The following is a 16,372-nucleotide window of genomic DNA, read 5'->3' as shown; positions in this document are numbered from 1 at the left end:
AATCGGATGTCATTCAGGATTGGACACCCACGAGCTCGCGGGTGGCGTTTGCCGGATCTTCCGGAGAGAACCGGACCAGCGCGAGTTCAGGCCCATCGTGAGCGGCGGAAAAGGCGTAGGTTCGACCGATGCGTTCTTTCCATGAGCCGCTGATGCGCGCGGATTCATGGATGTGACCATGGAGGGTAATCAGCGGCTGCCGGGTTTCGATGAACCGCTTCACGGCGATGCTGCCCGCATGAACGTCGAGCGGAACGTGATCGATTCTGCGGGCATGCTCTGCGATGCGGTCCAGCATGCTCTGGTATGGAGGCGTGTGAAACAGGAAGATCGCACGCTCCAGGTTTTCATCCCCGGCGAGCTGTTCGAGATCTTCCTGAATCGTCGCGTAGCGCTTCACGCTGTCAGACACGGGCACGGAGTAGTAACCATCCTCAGGCGAGATGCATCCCGGATCGACAAACCGGGAAACATCGTATCTATCCCAATCCTTGAGCTGGAACGGTGTGGGGGGAACATAGGCATAGCCGTAAACGGACAATTCTCCCCACCGGACCGTGTGGTTTGGAATGTAGTGCCAGATATTGCGGGCCGCGGCCTCCTGGAAAGCCTTCTCCTGCCAGCGTCCATCGTCGTTGCCCGGAATGACGAAGACCCGAGGGAAGGCATCCTGCAGCACCGTCTGCAGCTTTGTGAACTCTGCCACCAGGAAGTCACTTACAAAATCTGCGTGATAGACTTCCGGGTGCGATCTCGATGCCGATCCGTGCGGGAGGAGATCGCCCCCCAGGAAGAGTGCCGCGGGAGGTACTCGCAGGATGGTTTGGAACAGCTTGTCATACCGCGCGATATGCCCGTGCAGGTCGGATACGAAGTAACAGAGCGTCACAATCCTGTCTCTTTCCAGCCAAACTTATTTTAACCGGAGCAGAGCCTCGAAAAAACTGAGAAATGCTTCATCATTTTCATTGGAGGTGCTGAATCGCAACGTAGAGCAGCATAAACCACGTAACATGCGAAACACACGAAAGGAATTTCACGTGTTTTGTGGTTCAGGAAGCCTGGCTGCGATGGGGCCAGATCAGCGACTCCAGCAGAGGTATAGCGCCCGCCTGCTCGGTATCGCTGAGCACTGTGGCGCCGCCTTCGCGTACAAGAAACGTTGCGAAACGCGCCGGCCGCGGCGCGAAGCCTGCGCGCGGGAAGCGGCCGGTCCAGCTGTGGCGCGGGTGGAACAGGCCAACGACGTCATTGAGCAGCGCCGCGGCGATCGGCAGCCTACCGCTTCCCTTGCCGAGGTAGACCATCTCGCCGGTCTCCTCGCCTGCAAGGAGAACGACGTTGTTCTCGGCACGCACGCTGCCGAGGTGGCCCTCGGCCGGGACTGCGAGCGGCAGCACGCCCGCGACCGGGAACTCAGGGCTTACCCCGAACAGGCCGACCAGCTTGATCCGCAGGCCGAGGGACGGCGCCTCGCGCACGAGCACCGGGTCGAGATTGTGAATGCCATGAATGGTCAGATCCTCGACGCCGAAGCGACTGCCCTGGACCCGGGCACAGAGTATCAGCAGCTTCTGCGCCGTGTCCCAGCCGGACAGGTCCAGTTCGGGATCCGGCTCGGTGATTTCGAGAGCGCGCGCGTGGTTGAGGGCGGAAGAGAACGAGAACCCCTGCTCCATCCGCTCCAGGATCACATTGCAGGTCGACGAGAGCACCGCCTGAATGCTCTGGATCTGCAAATGCGCCAATGGCCGCTCGACCGCATACATCAGAGGCCAGCCGGCAGCAATCGCGTTGTGGTAGGCAAGGCGGACACCATGCGCCAGCGCAAACTGTTCCAGGCGTGGCCCGTACTCCTTGACCAGGCCCTTGTTGGTGGTAGCCACCGGCCGTCTGTGTGCCAGCGCGATCTCCAGAAGCCTGTGGGTGTCGCTTCCGCGCGTTGCCTCGACAATGACGTCGATGTCCTCGCGGCGCACCAGCTTTTCAGGGTCGAAGCCGAGCTCGATCGGCCCCAGGCTCGGATCCAGGGTCCGGGCCGGATCGATGTCCGCAACCGCGGCCACTTCCAGGCGCAGGCTGTAATCCTCGATGAGCTGCGTGTGCCGCTCGGCAAGCAGTCGCAGGAACATCCCCGTGACGCGCCCTGCCCCGAGGATGCCGATGCGGACAGTGCGGATTTCACGCTGTGCAGGTGTGGGGACGATGCGCGGCTTGCGCACGTAGGCATCACGCAGAATCGCCGAGAGCTGCTCAATCTCCAGCAGGAACGCATCGTGCCCGTGGGGAGAGCGGAGTTCGGCGAACTCCACCGGCTTGCCGAGGTGGTTGAGGATATCGGCTCCAAGGTGAACGTCCGCCGGAGGATAGAGCTGATCGGAGCTGATGCCGACGACCAGCGTGCGGCATTGGACGCGCTCCAGCGCCGTCACAACGCTGCCGCGGTTCTCGCTGATGTCGAACATGTCCATGGCCCGCGTAAAGAGGATATATGTATAGGGATCGAAGCGCTTGGCGCTCTTCCTACCCTGGTGGCGGAGCCAGGATTCGACGTTGAACATGCCGCGCTCACCGAGCGTGGAGCCGGGCGGCGTGAACCACTCGCGGCCAAACTTTTCTTCCAGGCTGACCGCAGAGCGGTAGCTCAGCATACCGACCCCACGGGCGACCATTTGCCCCCAGGCGGAGCTGGCTTCGTTGCCATTGATATCCAGCTCGACCCCGCGGCGCTGGAGCCAGTTCCAGCCGATCTGCAGCGGTGTGGTCCGCAGCGGGGCGGCCACGACTGCGACCAGATCGACTGCATCGCCCGCCTCGATGGCCCACTCCCAGGCGATCATGCCGCCCATGCTGGCGCCGATTACCATGCGCAGCCGCTCGATCCCCAGCCGGCGCAAATAAAGGCGCTGGATCCGCATCATGTCAAGCGGCGTGAGAAGCGGAAACCGCTCGAGATACGGCTGCCCATCCGCAGCCGGAAACCTTGGCCCGGTCGTGCCGTAGCAGCCGCCGAGCAGGTTGGGACAAACGACAAAATATCGTTCGGTGTCGATGGCGCGTCCCGGTCCGATCAGCCGCTCCCACCAGCCAACCGGTTGATCGGCGAAATCGCCGGTGACGTGACAATCCAAAGCGAGCGGGTGGATCACAAGGACGGCATTGTCCCGTGCCTCATTGAGTGAGCCCCATGCTTCGTAGCACACCTGGATCCCGGGCAGGCTCCCGCCGCGCACGAAGGTCAGGCCCTCAGGTACGTCCACCTGAACAACCTGCCCGAATGCTACCGTCGGCGAGTCCCACCAGAGCTCGCGGTGCTCGTCCATGATCCTTGGCATCCCGAGTAAGAAGGCTACGTACTGATGATATTGCCGCACGCCGCTCTTGTCGAGTCTAATGACAAGTTCCTATGACCCTCAGCGAGCGCCGGCTGAAGACCGACCGCGCCAAACGAGTTCTTGGGGCGATCTCGAGACCGTCTCGACCACCTGGATTTGTCGGGCCCTCTTGTTCTTTGCCGCATTGTCTTACACAATTGTCAGTTCTCGAGCTGATGAAGTACCTATGAGAGATAAACATTCGGTCGCCATTGTCGGAGGGGGGATTGCAGGAGCGGCGGCAGCTTTCTTCCTGGCACGCAGGGGCATGCGCGACATCGTCATTCTCGAGAGGGATCAGACCGCCGGCGCACACTCCACGGGCCGAAACGCCGCAATTCTGCGCACGCTGATTCCCGATCCCGCCTTGCGAGGGATTGCCCGCGAATCGGCGAAATTCTACCGCAATCCTCCGCAGGATTTCTGTGCGCATCCCCTCCTGGATCCTGTCGGCATCTACCTGGTGGCTCGAGCGGAGTACGCTCACGACCTGCTTTCGTGCCTCGGAAACGGCGGCGAAGAACATGCGCCCTGCCGGGTGGACCCGGCGCAACTCTATGAGCGGCTTCCATTGCTCGCTCCCGGCCTGACAACGGTCCTCTACCAGCCGGACGAAGGCGTGCTCGATGTGCATGCCATCCTGCAGTCCTTTCTGCAGAGCGCGTGCCGCGCAGGCGCGGAACTGAGGACGGTTTGCGAAGCCAGGCACCTGCACGTGCGCAAAGGAAAAGTCGAAGGGCTCGAGACTTCCACCGGCTTTCTGGCGGCGGAACGGGTCATCTTGGCCGGAGGCGGCTGGGCTGCCGACCTGGCAACGAGTGCCGGATATCCTCTTCCACTGGTTCCCCACCGCCGGCACCTGCTGATCACCGAACCTCTGAGGCAAGTGGATCGCCGCTGGCCGGTGGTATGGATCCTGGGAGACGAGTTCTACTTCCGGCCCGAAAGCGGCGGCTTGTTGATGTGCGGCTGCGACACGGTGCCCGTGAGTCCGGAACAAGGCGAAACCACGGATTCCTCCCAAGTGGAGCGCATCGCCATCAAGGCGGCGCGCTGGCTGCCGGCACTGGCGGAAGCACGCGTCGCACGATCCTGGGCGGGCATGCGGACTTTTGCACCCGATCATCGCTTTGTCGTCGGTGCCGACCCACGCCTTCACGGACTCTATTGGGCGGCTGGTCTGGGTGGCCATGGAATCACATGCGCTCCGCTCGTCGGCGAACTTGCGGCACAATGGGTGGCCGAAGGAGCAAGTGCTCATCCATCGTCATCAGCCCTGGCACCTGACCGCCTGCTTGATTGACACCTTTTCAGAGGAAGGGATAATGAATAATCCAGGACTCAAAATCTGGTGGGCGCTTGCATTCATCTTGTTTCCGGCCCGGCCACATCTTGCGGCAGGTCAGGCTGTGCCGATTCTCGCCAATGAATTCCTTCGCGCGGAGTTTTCCGCGTCCCGCCTCACGGCGCTCGTAGATGCACGCACGGGATTTCGAGTCCGGTTTGCGGATGAAGCTTTCTCACTGACCGTCGCAGGGGAGAAGATCACCGCCCAGAATTTGACATGGATCGATATGATGGGCTCCAACTGGAGGGTGTCCGTATCTTACCGCGGGTCGCATTTCACTGTTGATGTGATCTACGAGCTCTCGCCGGGATGCAGGTTCCTGTCCAAGCAGATTGTCGTCCAGCCTCTGGATCCTGCGGATTATCGCGTCAATGAAGTGGAAGCTTTCGCCGCCAGGATCGAGCCCGCCTCCCGCCAGGAGGTGCCGCTCACAAGGGGCACATGGGGCACCTTGCTCCGGTTTGGCGAGGGTAGTGCCGTCTCCTCCAGGCAGGCGTTTGGGGCGTTCTTCCTCTATCAGAATCCCTTTAATGTCTGGAAGAAGGATGGAGAGGTCATGTCCGCTTCCTACGCTCCCGAAATCGACTGGAAGTCCGCTTACGGCCCGTATGCCTCGGACCGATTTCTCATCGGGCTGTACCCCCTCAGCGGCTCCGTGTTTCTGGCCAGAGCCGTCCCTGAGTGGACCTATGTACCCGACTACCAGCGGTATCTTACTGAGAATCCATTGATCGACATGGCCGAAGTGGATGCCCTGGTCGACTGCGTCCACTGGTTTCTGCCTTACCGGCCGCACAAAAGCATCCGGGTTCATGTACCTTGGTGCGAGAATGATTATCAGATCGACGTCGCGACCGCAGAAGGATGGCAGGAGTTCAGGCGCATCATTGACCGGGCCTCCGAACTAGGCTGCCAGTACACGCTCTTCACACCGGCGAACAGCAGCCTGTCGAGCCTCGCCGAGAACCGCGACGCCTGGGGTTGGGAAAACCTCCTCTTTTTTGCCATGGGCCAGAAGATCCGCAAAGGCGAATGGGACCCGGCCAGAGATCCCATCCCACAGTCGCTGCAGCAGACTCTCGATTACGCAAGATCGAAAAACATCAAGCTTGTCGCTTATGCTTATCCCTCGCTCCCCTTCATGCAGAACCCGGAATGGACAAGGTGGGCTGCCGGCAAGGTCGGTGGGTACAATGGACCCGACATGGGACTCCGCAGCTTCCAGGACTGGTGGGTGGATAAGCTGGTTGATTTTGTCAGCGCCACTGGTGCCGGCGGATTTTCTTTCGACCACTGGTGGATCGCATATGACAACGCGTCGAGCAAGTATGCTCAATGGAACGGCTGCCGCCGCATCCTCGAAACCTTGCGCCGGCGCCTTCCGGACATCGTGATCGACGGCCGGCAACAGTACATGAACTTCGGGCCCTGGACGTGGCTTGCGGGCTCCTACCCGCACCCGTCCTTGACCGATGAGCAGCCCGAGAGCTTTGTTTCTTTTCCCGATCTCCACACGGATCGTGTCTCTGCCGATCGTCAGCGGTTCGCTGCATGGACATACCGCATGCAGCGGTTCTGCCCGCCTGAGATTCTGCCGGGCTTCATGACTCATCAGACCGAGCGGAGCGATGCCAAGAAAGTCATGCGGCGGGACCGTTTCCGGCCTCGTGACTGGGACGTTCTCGGCTGGAAATTCTCGGTGCTGTCTTCGATCGGGACTGCGCCTTTCAACCATGTAATAGACTACATCCCGGCTCGGGATCCGGATGAGTTCAAGGCGTTTTCAGAGGAAGACAAGCGCTGGTTCCGCGCCTGGCTCGACTGGACCGACACGAACGAGGCCATCCTGAGGCGCATCAAGCCGATCATCGGGCCACCCATGATCGGGCGTGTCGACGGCACCGCCGCCTGTGAGGGTGATCGTGGATTCGTTTTCCTCTTCAACCCGAATTATCGGGTGGTGAATGCAGAATTTGCCCTGGACGGATCGATCGGGCTCGAAAAGGGATCTCTGTTCTTTCTCGAGGAACTGTACCCCGAAAAAGGTCGTCTCATCGGCCATCCTCAATCTGGCATTTGGAAGTCCGGCGCACGACTGGTACTACCGATGGCGGGGAACACGGCAGTCGTGCTCGCCATCAGGCCGGCGGCGCCTGCTATGCCGCAACCCGTTCTTTTCGGCGTCCGCGGGAGGGCGGCTGTCACAGGAAACAGGCTGGCTCTTGTCGGAATCGAGGGTGAGGCGGGTTCCGAACGCGAGATTGCCGTCATGCTGCCGGGCGATACCAGGATGATTTCGGTGACTGCCAGCGGCACGCGCGTGCAGTTCCAGCAGGCGGGGAACATGGTATTTGCCCGCATCAGGTTTGCGGGTGAAGCGTTCACCAGAAGCCAACCCCTATGGGCCTATGACCCTGCCTTCGCCGGCGGCACAATCAAAGCTGCATTTAAGATTCCGGCCCGGATCTTGGACCAGCTCCGCCGCAGGCAGCAAGCCTGGCCGGTACCCTATACGGAGGATGACTTGATCGCTCCCTGGCTGGGTTCTCACCGGCTGCTGCTGTACGCGCACACCGCCGAGCCGGATGATTCCAGGGAAGTCACTATGACCATCGATGGTAAACCGGTTCAGGTGAGGAAGGCTTACAACAACATTTACGGGAACAACAAACGGAATTTCCTCGGAAGCTACGCCGACATATCGTCTCTCGAGCCGGGGGTGAAACATGTGATCGAAGTTACGGTGCCCCAAATCGCCCAAGGCAGATTCCAGGGCCTTTTCTTCGAGAACGTCGAGCCCGAATACACGAACAAAGTCGTCGCAAGAAGATAACTGCGGTTTTGGAGGATTCCAGGGGGAACCGAACCATCGGGCACATCTCCGCGATTTGCGAAAATTGCCGTTGCGGCCCCCTGGCAGGACGTCAGCGATCGGCTTCCAGACTCGTGCGTCGGATTAATCCGATATGTCCGGCTTTGGAGTTCTGGCCGTGCTTTTCGGCAAGACCGGCTCCTTGACGTACTCAGCCGGGATATCTCCAGTCAGGGCCCCGAGCCATGTGGTGATCGACTTGGTTTGGGCATCCGTGAGCGACTTGCCAAGCTGATATTCCGCCATCAGGGAGACGGCCTGCTCCAATGTCGCGACCTTGCCGTTGTGGTAGTAAGGTCCGGTCTTGTCGATGTTCCGCAGCGAAGGCACTTTGAATACCATGCGGTCAGCCTCGCTCTTGGTGATCTTCTCCCGCCCGGGATCGGATGCATCCGGCCACGGTTTCACCATGCCCAATTTCTGATAGAGGTTTCCGCCGAGATACGCGCCCGCGTGGCACGTCTGGCATCCGGCCTCGACATAGGCGTTAAATCCGGCCTTCTCATCGGAAGTCAGTGCGTTCTGGTCACCGCCGAGGAACTTGTCCCAACGGGCAGGTGTTACCAGCCTGCGTTCAAAGGCGCCGATGGCTTTGGCCATGTTGTCATAAGTTACGGGGTCCTTCTCTCCCGGGAATGTGCTCTTGAACGCCGTGACATATTCCGGCATCGACTTCAGAACCACGATGACTTCTTCTTCAGAGTCCATGGCCATTTCAACCGGATTCATCACCGGCCCTTTTGCCTGCTCTTCGACATTCGCGGCGCGGCCGTCCCAGAATTGTGCCAGGTGACCGGCGGCGTTATAGACGGTGGGAGCATTACGATTGCCCAATTGGCCTTTATGCCCGTCAGACGTCGCCTGCCCATCCACGCCATATTTGTCGAGGAGGTGGCAGGTGTTGCATGCGATTTTCTGGCTCTTGGACAAGCGCGGCTCGTAATAAAGCATCCTGCCCAATACGACCTTCTCATCCGTGATCGAGTTCGATGCAGATGTCATCACTGCCGGCAAAGGAGCAAAAGGCTGCAGCCTGGCGGCATCGATTGCGACGGGGCTGGGCGGTGGGGCTGCGCTCTTACCACAGCCGGTGCTAAAGCTAAGCACGGCAAACATTCCGATCAGTAGTATTCCTAGATATGATTTATGCATTGCATCCTCCCTGCCTGTAAACATCACGTTTGATGAACGGTGTGGTCAGACCTCAATGCCTGTCTGTCTTCTCAGCATCCTGCTGGGCGGAGTTTCAGAACTTCCCTTCCCTCCGCAGGTTTCGCTGATGATTTCACCTCGGTATGTTACAAGAGCAGCCCGGTTAATGTCATCCTCGAGATTGATGGAGTCATCTTGATGAGGATATAGGTTCTCAAAAGCCCGGCTCACATTGCGTGAATACAGGAGGCTCGTGTGTTGGGGCATCTGGGAGGGGAGTTCCACGGCCCCGTGAATCGTAACACCATACTTTTCCACGGTCTCACCGGCCACGGTCAGTTCGCAGTTTCCGCCCTGCTCGGCAGCAACGTCCACGATGACCGATCCAGGGACCATCAGCTTCACCATTTCCTCGTTGATGCAGGGTGGCGATTGCCTGCAAGCCGGCCAACCCTGCTCCAATGACCAGTACATTGGCGGGCTGCACAGTCCCGGCGGACACCGTCAGTCCAGGAAGGAACTTCCCGAGAGGTACTCATGGATCGATTTCGCGGCCTTTCGGCCTGCGCCCATGGCAAGGATGACGGTTGCGGCGCCGGTAGCCACATCACCACCGGCCCAGACTCGCGGTTTTGAGGTCTTGCCGGTTGCGTCGTCGACGACGATGTTCCCCTTCTTGCCGACCTCCAGGCCGGGCGTGGTGGCCGCAATGAGAGGGTTCGGGCTGTTGCCGATGGCGCACACAACGGCATCCACGGAATAGATGGTTTCAGAACCCTCTATGGGTATGGGTTTTCTCCTGCCGGAGGAGTCAGGCTCGCCCAAACGCATCTTCAGGCATTCGATTGCTTTCACCCAGCCGTTTTCATCACCGATGTAACGGGTAGGGAGGGTCAGAAACTCGAAGATGACGCCCTCCTCCTCGGCATTCTCAATCTCCTCCAAACGCGCAGGGAGTTCGGTCCTTGATCTCCTGTAGAGGATCCTGGTGTCGGCTCCCAGCCTGAATGCAGTCCGGGCACAATCCATGGCCACGTTACCGCCACCCAGGACGGCGACGCGCTGGTGAGTTTTGATGGGCGTGTGGTATTTCGGGAAGAGAAATCCCGCCATCAGATTCATTCGGGTCAGGTACTCGTTGGCTGAATACACGCCGTTCAGGTTCTCACCCGGAATCTCCATAAACCAGGGAAGACCGGCTCCCGAACCAACGAACACGGCATCAAATTCTTCGAGGAGATTGTCCACTGTTCTGGTCTTACCCACAACGTAGTTGGTCACGATCTCGACGCCGAGCTTGACAAGATAATCGACTTCCCTCTGTACGATGGCTTTGGGCAGGCGGAACTCCGGAATGCCGTATACGAGAACCCCGCCCATTTTGTGGAGAGCCTCGAAAATTGTCACCCGATGTCCGAGCTTTATGAGATCGCCGGCGACCGTAAGACCTGCAGGCCCCCCACCCACGACTGCGACCTTTTTCCCTGTAGGCGGCAGAATCGCCGGCAGCGTGACCGCACCCTGGCGTGCTTCCCAGTCGGCCAGAAAGCGCTCGAGTCGCCCGATGGCAATCTGTCCTCCCTTCTTCACCAGCGAGCAACTTCCCTCGCACTGTTCCTCCTGCGGACAGACACGCCCGCAGATTGCGGGGAGGCAGTTCTTATCCTTCAAAATCCGGGCACCCTCCGCAAAATCCCCCTCTGCAATGCGCTCAACAAAGGCAGGGATGTTAATTTCTACGGGACAGCTCTTGACGCAATTCGCGCTTGGACACTGCAGGCAGCGGGCCGCTTCTTCCATTGCGGTCTCGGGAGAATAGCCCAATGCCACCTCATTGAAGTTATGCCTACGGACCTCCGGAGGCTGCTTGGGCATTTCCCTGCGGTTCAGGTCTAATTTCTTCTTCGGTGGCTTAGGAGACTCCATATATCGTCCTATGGTTTAATCATGTGGTCCTCGCAGCGACTTGTCCGCAAGGGAACAACTTCCTCTCTCAGGTAAGCTTTGCGCCGCTGCAAAAGCTCTTCCCAATTCACTTGATGGCCGTCGAAGTCCGGGCCGTGCACGCAGGCGAACCTGGTAGCCGAACCGACAGTCACACGACACACACCACACATTCCCGTGCCGTCGATCATGATAGGATTCAGGCTGACGACGGTAGGAATGCCGAGAGGACGGCTTTCCTCGGATCCTCTCTTCAGAAGAAAAGTACACCCGTTGATAATGACCCGATGGATGGGCTCGTCGAGCGACTTGACGATCTCCGAGAGCCGCCCCACATGTCCTTTCAAACCCCTGGTCCCATCCCGGGTAACATAAATCACGCTGTCTGCGATCGCCTCGAACCTGTTTTCCCAGTAAAAAAGGTACGAGCTCCTTGCTTCCAGGAGCACGATCACCCGGTTCCCTTTCTCTTTCAATGCCCGCGCAATAGGGTAGATGCTGCCAATCCCATAGCAGCCGCCCATGCAGAGCACTGTCCCGTAATCTTCGATTTCTGTCGGGTTGCCCAGCGGTCCGACCACAGTCGGAATGCTCACACCGGATTTCAGGGATGCGAGCCTTCCCGTGGTCACGCCCACGTTCAGCAGTCCGACTGTCACTGTGCCTTCCCTGGCATCCCAATCGGAAACGGACAGAGGTATTCTCTCGCCATCTTCCTCGGCACGTACGATTATGAATTGGCCCGCTTTCACCTGACGTGCGACGGCCGGAGCCTCAAACGTCAACAGGTGGATGTTGGGCACAATCATGCGGCTTTCGGTCACCCTAAACATCGCTTTTCCTTATCCTGACACGGAGTGGGTTGGGATTAACGGCTTCGCTCTGCTGCAGAACCGCGTGGAGAACTCCTTCCGGCTGATCTTCCAGTATCCGTGCCGGCAGGATCTTCTCGGCGTGGTCGGAGGTCAGGACGATATTTTCGCCGTCGGCTATTGCAGCTTCGGCTGCGTCCTTCGGGCTGATTTCGACGACTCCCTCCGCGAAGATCTTCCTCGTTCCCTCAACCCAGGCTGAAAGGGGGAAGCCCCGATAGGTGTGCTCATTCAGGCGCACGCTCAGCACGAGAGGGAATCGGTCGTTCCGCTTTTTTGCCGAGCCCCGTTTGGTCGCAGCCGCGGAGGATCTCCCGTTGAAAGACATGCGATGGCATGTCCGGGATTTGTCCTCAAACACTGCCAACTCCGGTGCCAGCGACGAGATCTCTCTTTGAATCTCGGCGACGTCGGCGAAATCGAATCCTGTCACACCCATTTTCCCGGCGATCCGGCAGATGATCTGCCAATCAGCCAGGGCCTGACCTGGAGGCGGTACGGCCTTGGCGAGCCGTTGGATTCGCCCCTCGCCGTTGACGACCGTGCCCTCGGCCTCGCCGAAGGCGGCCGCAGGAAGGACGAGGTCTGCATCATCGAAGGGGTCCGGAGGATAGATGTTTTGAAAGATCGAAAACTCGGCATGGGACCGCAGATTGGGCAGAACCTCGCCAACCAGGTAGAGCAGCCTCAGCTTTTTCGATGACGAGATGCCGGCGGCATTCCACGAAGGTTGTCCCTCCGGAATTGCCGCATCCCATCGCCGGCCGATCTCGCGGCTGCTGCCGTGATTCGTGGAGGAAGCACCGCCGGGCAGAATCTCCGGACACGCCCCCATCAAGATCGTGCCCAGCAGATTGTTGTGCGCGGGGAGTAGTGCAATCCCGGCCCCTGTGTTCTGAGCGACCTGGGCAATTGCCTTCAGGATGTCCGCGCCGGCATCATAGTGCAGGAACTCCGAGCCCACCAGCAGCACAGGCGCCGTCGCTTCCTTCAGGAGCCCTGCAGTCGCACGGAGCTCGGCTCCCCAATCGCCGGCGCATTCCGATGCGGCGTCCTTGCCTGTGAGACTCGCGAGAGAGAGAAAGATGTCCATCTCCGTGCCAGGAGCCGGCCGGATCCAGCAGTCACTGATGGTGCCGAGGCTGTGATGCCGGGGATGGATCGTGATGACCTTTGCGCCTCTCTTAAGCGCCTTGCGAAGTTCGACCCCAACGACGGATCTGCCAAATCTGGCATCAAGCCCCAGGCAGACGACGGCAGAAGCCTTCTGCAGGTCGGAAAGGGGAACAGAGCTCTTCAGGAGGTCGAGGTAGGCGCTATACGCGGAACCATAGAAAATCCGCGCAGAATTATCGATGTGATGTGACTTCATCGCGACGCGAACGAACTTCTGGGCGATGTATAGATCCTCGTTGCCGCAGTTGGGGGAAATGAGCATGCCGAAATCCTCCGGCGCGCAGGCAGAGAGTTGTGCCGCGGCCAGGTCGATGGCTTGTTCCCAACTGATCAGTGCTTTGGTGCCGTTTTGAATTTGGTAGGGTTTCTGCAGGCGCTGATGACCATTCACAAGTTCCGTGATACAGAACCTCCCCTTCACGCATAGCTGTCCGTCATTGATCAGGGGATCATCCGCCGGCATTGTGCCCATGATTGCGTTGCCCTTCACCAGAAGGCGCATCTGGCACCCGACACCGCAGAGCGGGCACGTCGTAGGTTCTTCACGCTCCGGCTTCCCCTCCCACTTGCGGGCCCTCTCCGAGAGAGCTCCGGTAGGACAAACGGAGACGCATGCGCCGCAGAATTCACAGCCGGCGTCCAAATGGGTGCGCTGAAAAGCCGGGCCAATGACCGTCTTAGGTCCTCTCTGAGAAAAGGCCAGAGTGCCGGCCGTACGAACGTCCTGGCACATTCGGACGCACCTGCCGCACAGGATGCAGAGGTTGTAGTCCCGATCAAAGAACGGGTCGTCCTTTTCCACCGGCAGATTGCGATAATAGATGGGATAGCCGATTTCCTTGAGTTCCAGGCTCTCCACGACCTTCTGCAGCTCGCATTGCTGGTCGTTCGGACAGTATCGGCAACCCGTGGTGACGCCTGCTTTACGGATGGTGGTGGAGAAAAGCTTGCATTCCTCCTTTTCGTCACAGATCAAACAACTCGAGGTGTGCTCGCTCAGGATGAGTTGCAGGATCTCCTGCCTCACGGCATGAACCTGGGCCGTGCGAGTCCGGATCACCATACCGTCCTCAACCGGAGTGGTGCAGGCTGTGGGGAGTCCGCGCATCTTGTCCACCTCAACGATGCACATGCGGCACCCGCCGAAGGGGGTCAGATCCTTGTGGGCGCAGAGTGTTGGAATATAGATATTGTTGCGCTCGGCAACCTGAAGGATGGTCAGCCCCTTTTCCGTTTTGAGGGCCTGATTGTCGATAGTGACGTTTACCTCATGCCCGCTGTTCATCCGAACCTCTCCGTTTGGACCTGATGACAATCGCATCTCCGGCTATGGCGTCGAAGCGACAAATCTCATAACAAGCTCTGCACTTGATGCACTTGGATGGGTCAAGATTATGCGGCTCCGCCCTGGGTCCTACGATGGCGCCGGTCGGACATACGCTGACACATCGCTGGCACCCGGTACATTTCTCGGGGATCACCCGGTACTCGAGCAGTTCCCGGCAGACGGTCGCCGGGCAAAATTTATCGGCCACATGCACCAGATATTCGGGCCGGAAGTAGCGAAGCGTGGTCAAGACCGGGTTGGGAGCCGTCTGGCCCAAGCCGCACAGTGCCCCCCGCTTTACGGTTTCGCCCAGATTCTGGAGTTTGGCCAGGTCTTCCGGCTGACCTTGTCCCTTGGTAATCCTTTCGAGAATCTCCACCAGGTGCCTGGAGCCGACGCGGCAGGGGGAGCACTTACCGCAGGACTCCTTCTGAGTGAAGTCGAGAAAATATCGAGCCAGGTCGACCACGCAGGTGTCCTCATCCATCACGATGAGCCCCCCCGATCCCATGATCGATCCGGCAGCACCGAGAGACTCATAATCGACCGTCATGTCGAGGAACTCATCCGAGAGGCAACCACCCGAGGGCCCGCCCGTCTGTACTGCCTTGAATTTCTTCGCGGTACCCCCGCCTACATCGAAGATGATCTTCCTGAGCGTCATGCCGAGAGGCACCTCGATCAGACCCGGGCGGCGAACTTTGCCGACAAGCGAAAAGGTTTTGGTGCCGTGGTTTCCCTGAATGCCGAACTGCCGGTACCAGGCTGCGCCATTCCGCAAGATGTTCGGCAGGGTCCCCAGAGTCTCCACGTTGTTAATAATGGTAGGCATGCCGTGCAGGCCGGCGATCGCCGGAAAGGGCGGCCGTGATTTCGGCATGCCCCTCTTTCCCTCGATCGAAGCAATCAGAGCAGTCTCTTCGCCGCAGACAAAAGCGCCCGCGCCTTCTTTGATTGTGATTTCAAACCCAAAGCCGGAGCCCTGAATGTCCTCGCCCAACAGCCCATACTCTCGCATCTGGGCCAGGGCCTTTTTGAGGTGCACGATCGCCAGTGGATATTCCGCCCTAATGTAGATATATCCGTGAGAGGCGCCGATTGCATAGGCCGCGATCAACATCCCTTCAAGAACTGAATGCGGATCGCCCTCGAGCAGTGACCGGTTCATGAATGCACCCGGATCGCCCTCATCCGCGTTGCAGATGAGGTACTTGGTGGCGCCGGGAGCGTTCCTGCAGATCTCCCATTTTTTAAAGGTAGGAAACCCCGCACCCCCCCTGCCCCTTAGTCCCGCTTCCCTGACCTCCGCAATCACTCCTTCCGGGCCCTTGGTGAACGCGTTCAGGAGCCCCTGGTAGCCGTCGTTGGCAAGGTAGTGATCGATTTGCTCAGGATCAATGAAGCCGCAGTTTCTCAGCACGACTCTGACCTGCGGTTTCAGCATCGGCAGGTCGAAGAACCTGGGAACCTTCTGTGTGAATTCGGATCCGTTGTCGCCGTAATGGCCGACTGCGAGACCCACCGGAGGCTTGTCGCTGCCCAAATAGGATTTGACGAGGTTTTTAACTTTTTCCGGTGTAACGTTGGCGTGGCTCACTCTGGGCCGGCCCGGCAGTTGAAAATCCACCAGAGGCTCCAGATAGCACGGTCCGATGCACCCCACCTCGACGATCTTCGCACTGAACCCCTTTTCGTCGAGGATGGTCCTGATCGTGTCGAGCACTGCCAGAGCCCCGGCAGCCCTGCCGCAGGAAGCCGTGCCTACATAAATGATGGGAATCCGGTTATCTTTCAACAGGCTCCATCGTTCCAGAGCGGTGATCCTCAGTGCCTGCAGACTATTCATATTCACTCAATGTTTTTTTGAGCCGAATCACGGTCATTCGGCTGTATATATCGTTGTTGACCGCCACGACCGGCGCCAGTGCACAGCAGCCCAGGCAAGCGACACGCTGCAGATCGAATCTTCGGTCTACGGTCGCCTGTCCGGGCAGAATGCCGAGTTCCCTTTCAAGGGACTGGCTGAGAATCTGGCCACCCCTTACGTGGCAAGCAGTCCCGAGGCACACCTTGATCGAGTTTCTGCCCGGCGGAGTGAAACGAAACTGAGAATAGAAGGAGGCCACCCCGAAGATCTGATTCTCAGACACCCTCAGAAAGTGTGAAACATGCTTGACAGATTCCTCGGAAATATACCCCAGCCTTGCCTGGATTCCCTGAAGAATCGGGATCAAATCTCCTTCCTCACCTCTAAACGCCGAAAATACAGGAGCATAATCATCTTTAGACACCGCTAAACCTCCAATT

Annotated in this window: 10 protein-coding genes and 1 pseudogene; 2 read left to right on the top strand and 9 right to left on the bottom strand. The window is 59.0% G+C overall.

The window, feature by feature from the left end; all coding sequences use genetic code 11:
* Positions 1-13 precede the first annotated feature (13 nt).
* Together LAP85_01620 and LAP85_01615 are read right to left on the bottom strand one after the other, a co-directional pair.
* Positions 14-889, bottom strand: a complete 876-nt coding sequence (locus LAP85_01620; protein ID MBZ5495075.1) for a hypothetical protein — start codon at positions 887-889, stop codon at positions 14-16.
* A 163-nt stretch (positions 890-1,052) separates the two neighbouring features.
* On the bottom strand, positions 1,053-3,374 hold the full coding sequence (locus LAP85_01615; GenBank protein ID MBZ5495074.1) for a homoserine O-acetyltransferase: 2,322 nt from the start codon (positions 3,372-3,374) through the stop codon (positions 1,053-1,055).
* A 187-nt stretch (positions 3,375-3,561) separates the two neighbouring features.
* Between LAP85_01615 and LAP85_01610 the strand changes: the two genes are divergently transcribed.
* Positions 3,562-4,677 (top strand): FAD-binding oxidoreductase, encoded by a 1,116-nt coding sequence (locus tag LAP85_01610; protein ID MBZ5495073.1) that lies wholly within the window; start codon positions 3,562-3,564, stop codon positions 4,675-4,677.
* A 22-nt stretch (positions 4,678-4,699) separates the two neighbouring features.
* On the top strand, positions 4,700-7,555 hold the full coding sequence (locus tag LAP85_01605; GenBank protein ID MBZ5495072.1) for a hypothetical protein: 2,856 nt from the start codon (positions 4,700-4,702) through the stop codon (positions 7,553-7,555).
* 123 nt (positions 7,556-7,678) lie between these two features.
* On the opposite strand, the gene LAP85_01600 is transcribed toward LAP85_01605, so the two are convergent.
* From LAP85_01600 to LAP85_01570, 7 genes and pseudogenes are all read right to left on the bottom strand, one after another.
* Positions 7,679-8,746 carry a cytochrome-c peroxidase gene (locus tag LAP85_01600; GenBank protein MBZ5495071.1) on the bottom strand — a complete coding sequence of 356 codons (1,068 nt, stop codon included), beginning with the start codon at positions 8,744-8,746 and terminating at the stop codon, positions 7,679-7,681.
* A 45-nt stretch (positions 8,747-8,791) separates the two neighbouring features.
* A pseudogene (locus LAP85_01595) lies at positions 8,792-9,254 on the bottom strand (hypothetical protein).
* Positions 9,251-10,672 (bottom strand): NADPH-dependent glutamate synthase, encoded by a 1,422-nt coding sequence (gltA, locus tag LAP85_01590; GenBank protein MBZ5495070.1) that lies wholly within the window; start codon positions 10,670-10,672, stop codon positions 9,251-9,253. Before gltA ends, LAP85_01595 begins: the two are co-directional and overlap by 4 nt.
* Positions 10,673-10,680: 8 nt before the next feature.
* Positions 10,681-11,523, bottom strand: a complete 843-nt coding sequence (locus LAP85_01585; GenBank protein MBZ5495069.1) for a sulfide/dihydroorotate dehydrogenase-like FAD/NAD-binding protein — start codon at positions 11,521-11,523, stop codon at positions 10,681-10,683.
* Entirely contained in the window at positions 11,516-14,023 is a 2,508-nt protein-coding gene (locus tag LAP85_01580; GenBank protein MBZ5495068.1) for a molybdopterin-dependent oxidoreductase, read from the bottom strand. The genes LAP85_01585 and LAP85_01580 overlap by 8 nt, the downstream gene beginning before the upstream one ends.
* The gene (locus tag LAP85_01575) at positions 14,007-15,911 is read right to left on the bottom strand and encodes an NADH-quinone oxidoreductase subunit NuoF (protein ID MBZ5495067.1); all 1,905 of its coding nucleotides are present in this window, start codon (positions 15,909-15,911) and stop codon (positions 14,007-14,009) included. The genes LAP85_01580 and LAP85_01575 overlap by 17 nt, the downstream gene beginning before the upstream one ends.
* A complete protein-coding gene (locus tag LAP85_01570) occupies positions 15,904-16,356 on the bottom strand; it encodes an NAD(P)H-dependent oxidoreductase subunit E (protein ID MBZ5495066.1) in 453 nt (150 codons plus the stop codon). The genes LAP85_01575 and LAP85_01570 overlap by 8 nt, the downstream gene beginning before the upstream one ends.
* Between the last annotated feature and the right edge of the window lie 16 nt (positions 16,357-16,372).

Source organism: Terriglobia bacterium (assembly GCA_020072565.1).
Taxonomy (GTDB): Bacteria; Acidobacteriota; UBA6911; order UBA6911; family UBA6911; genus JAFNAG01.
The sequence above is the reverse complement of the archived record's forward strand: the minus strand, read 5'-3'. Positions and strand labels throughout refer to the sequence as shown.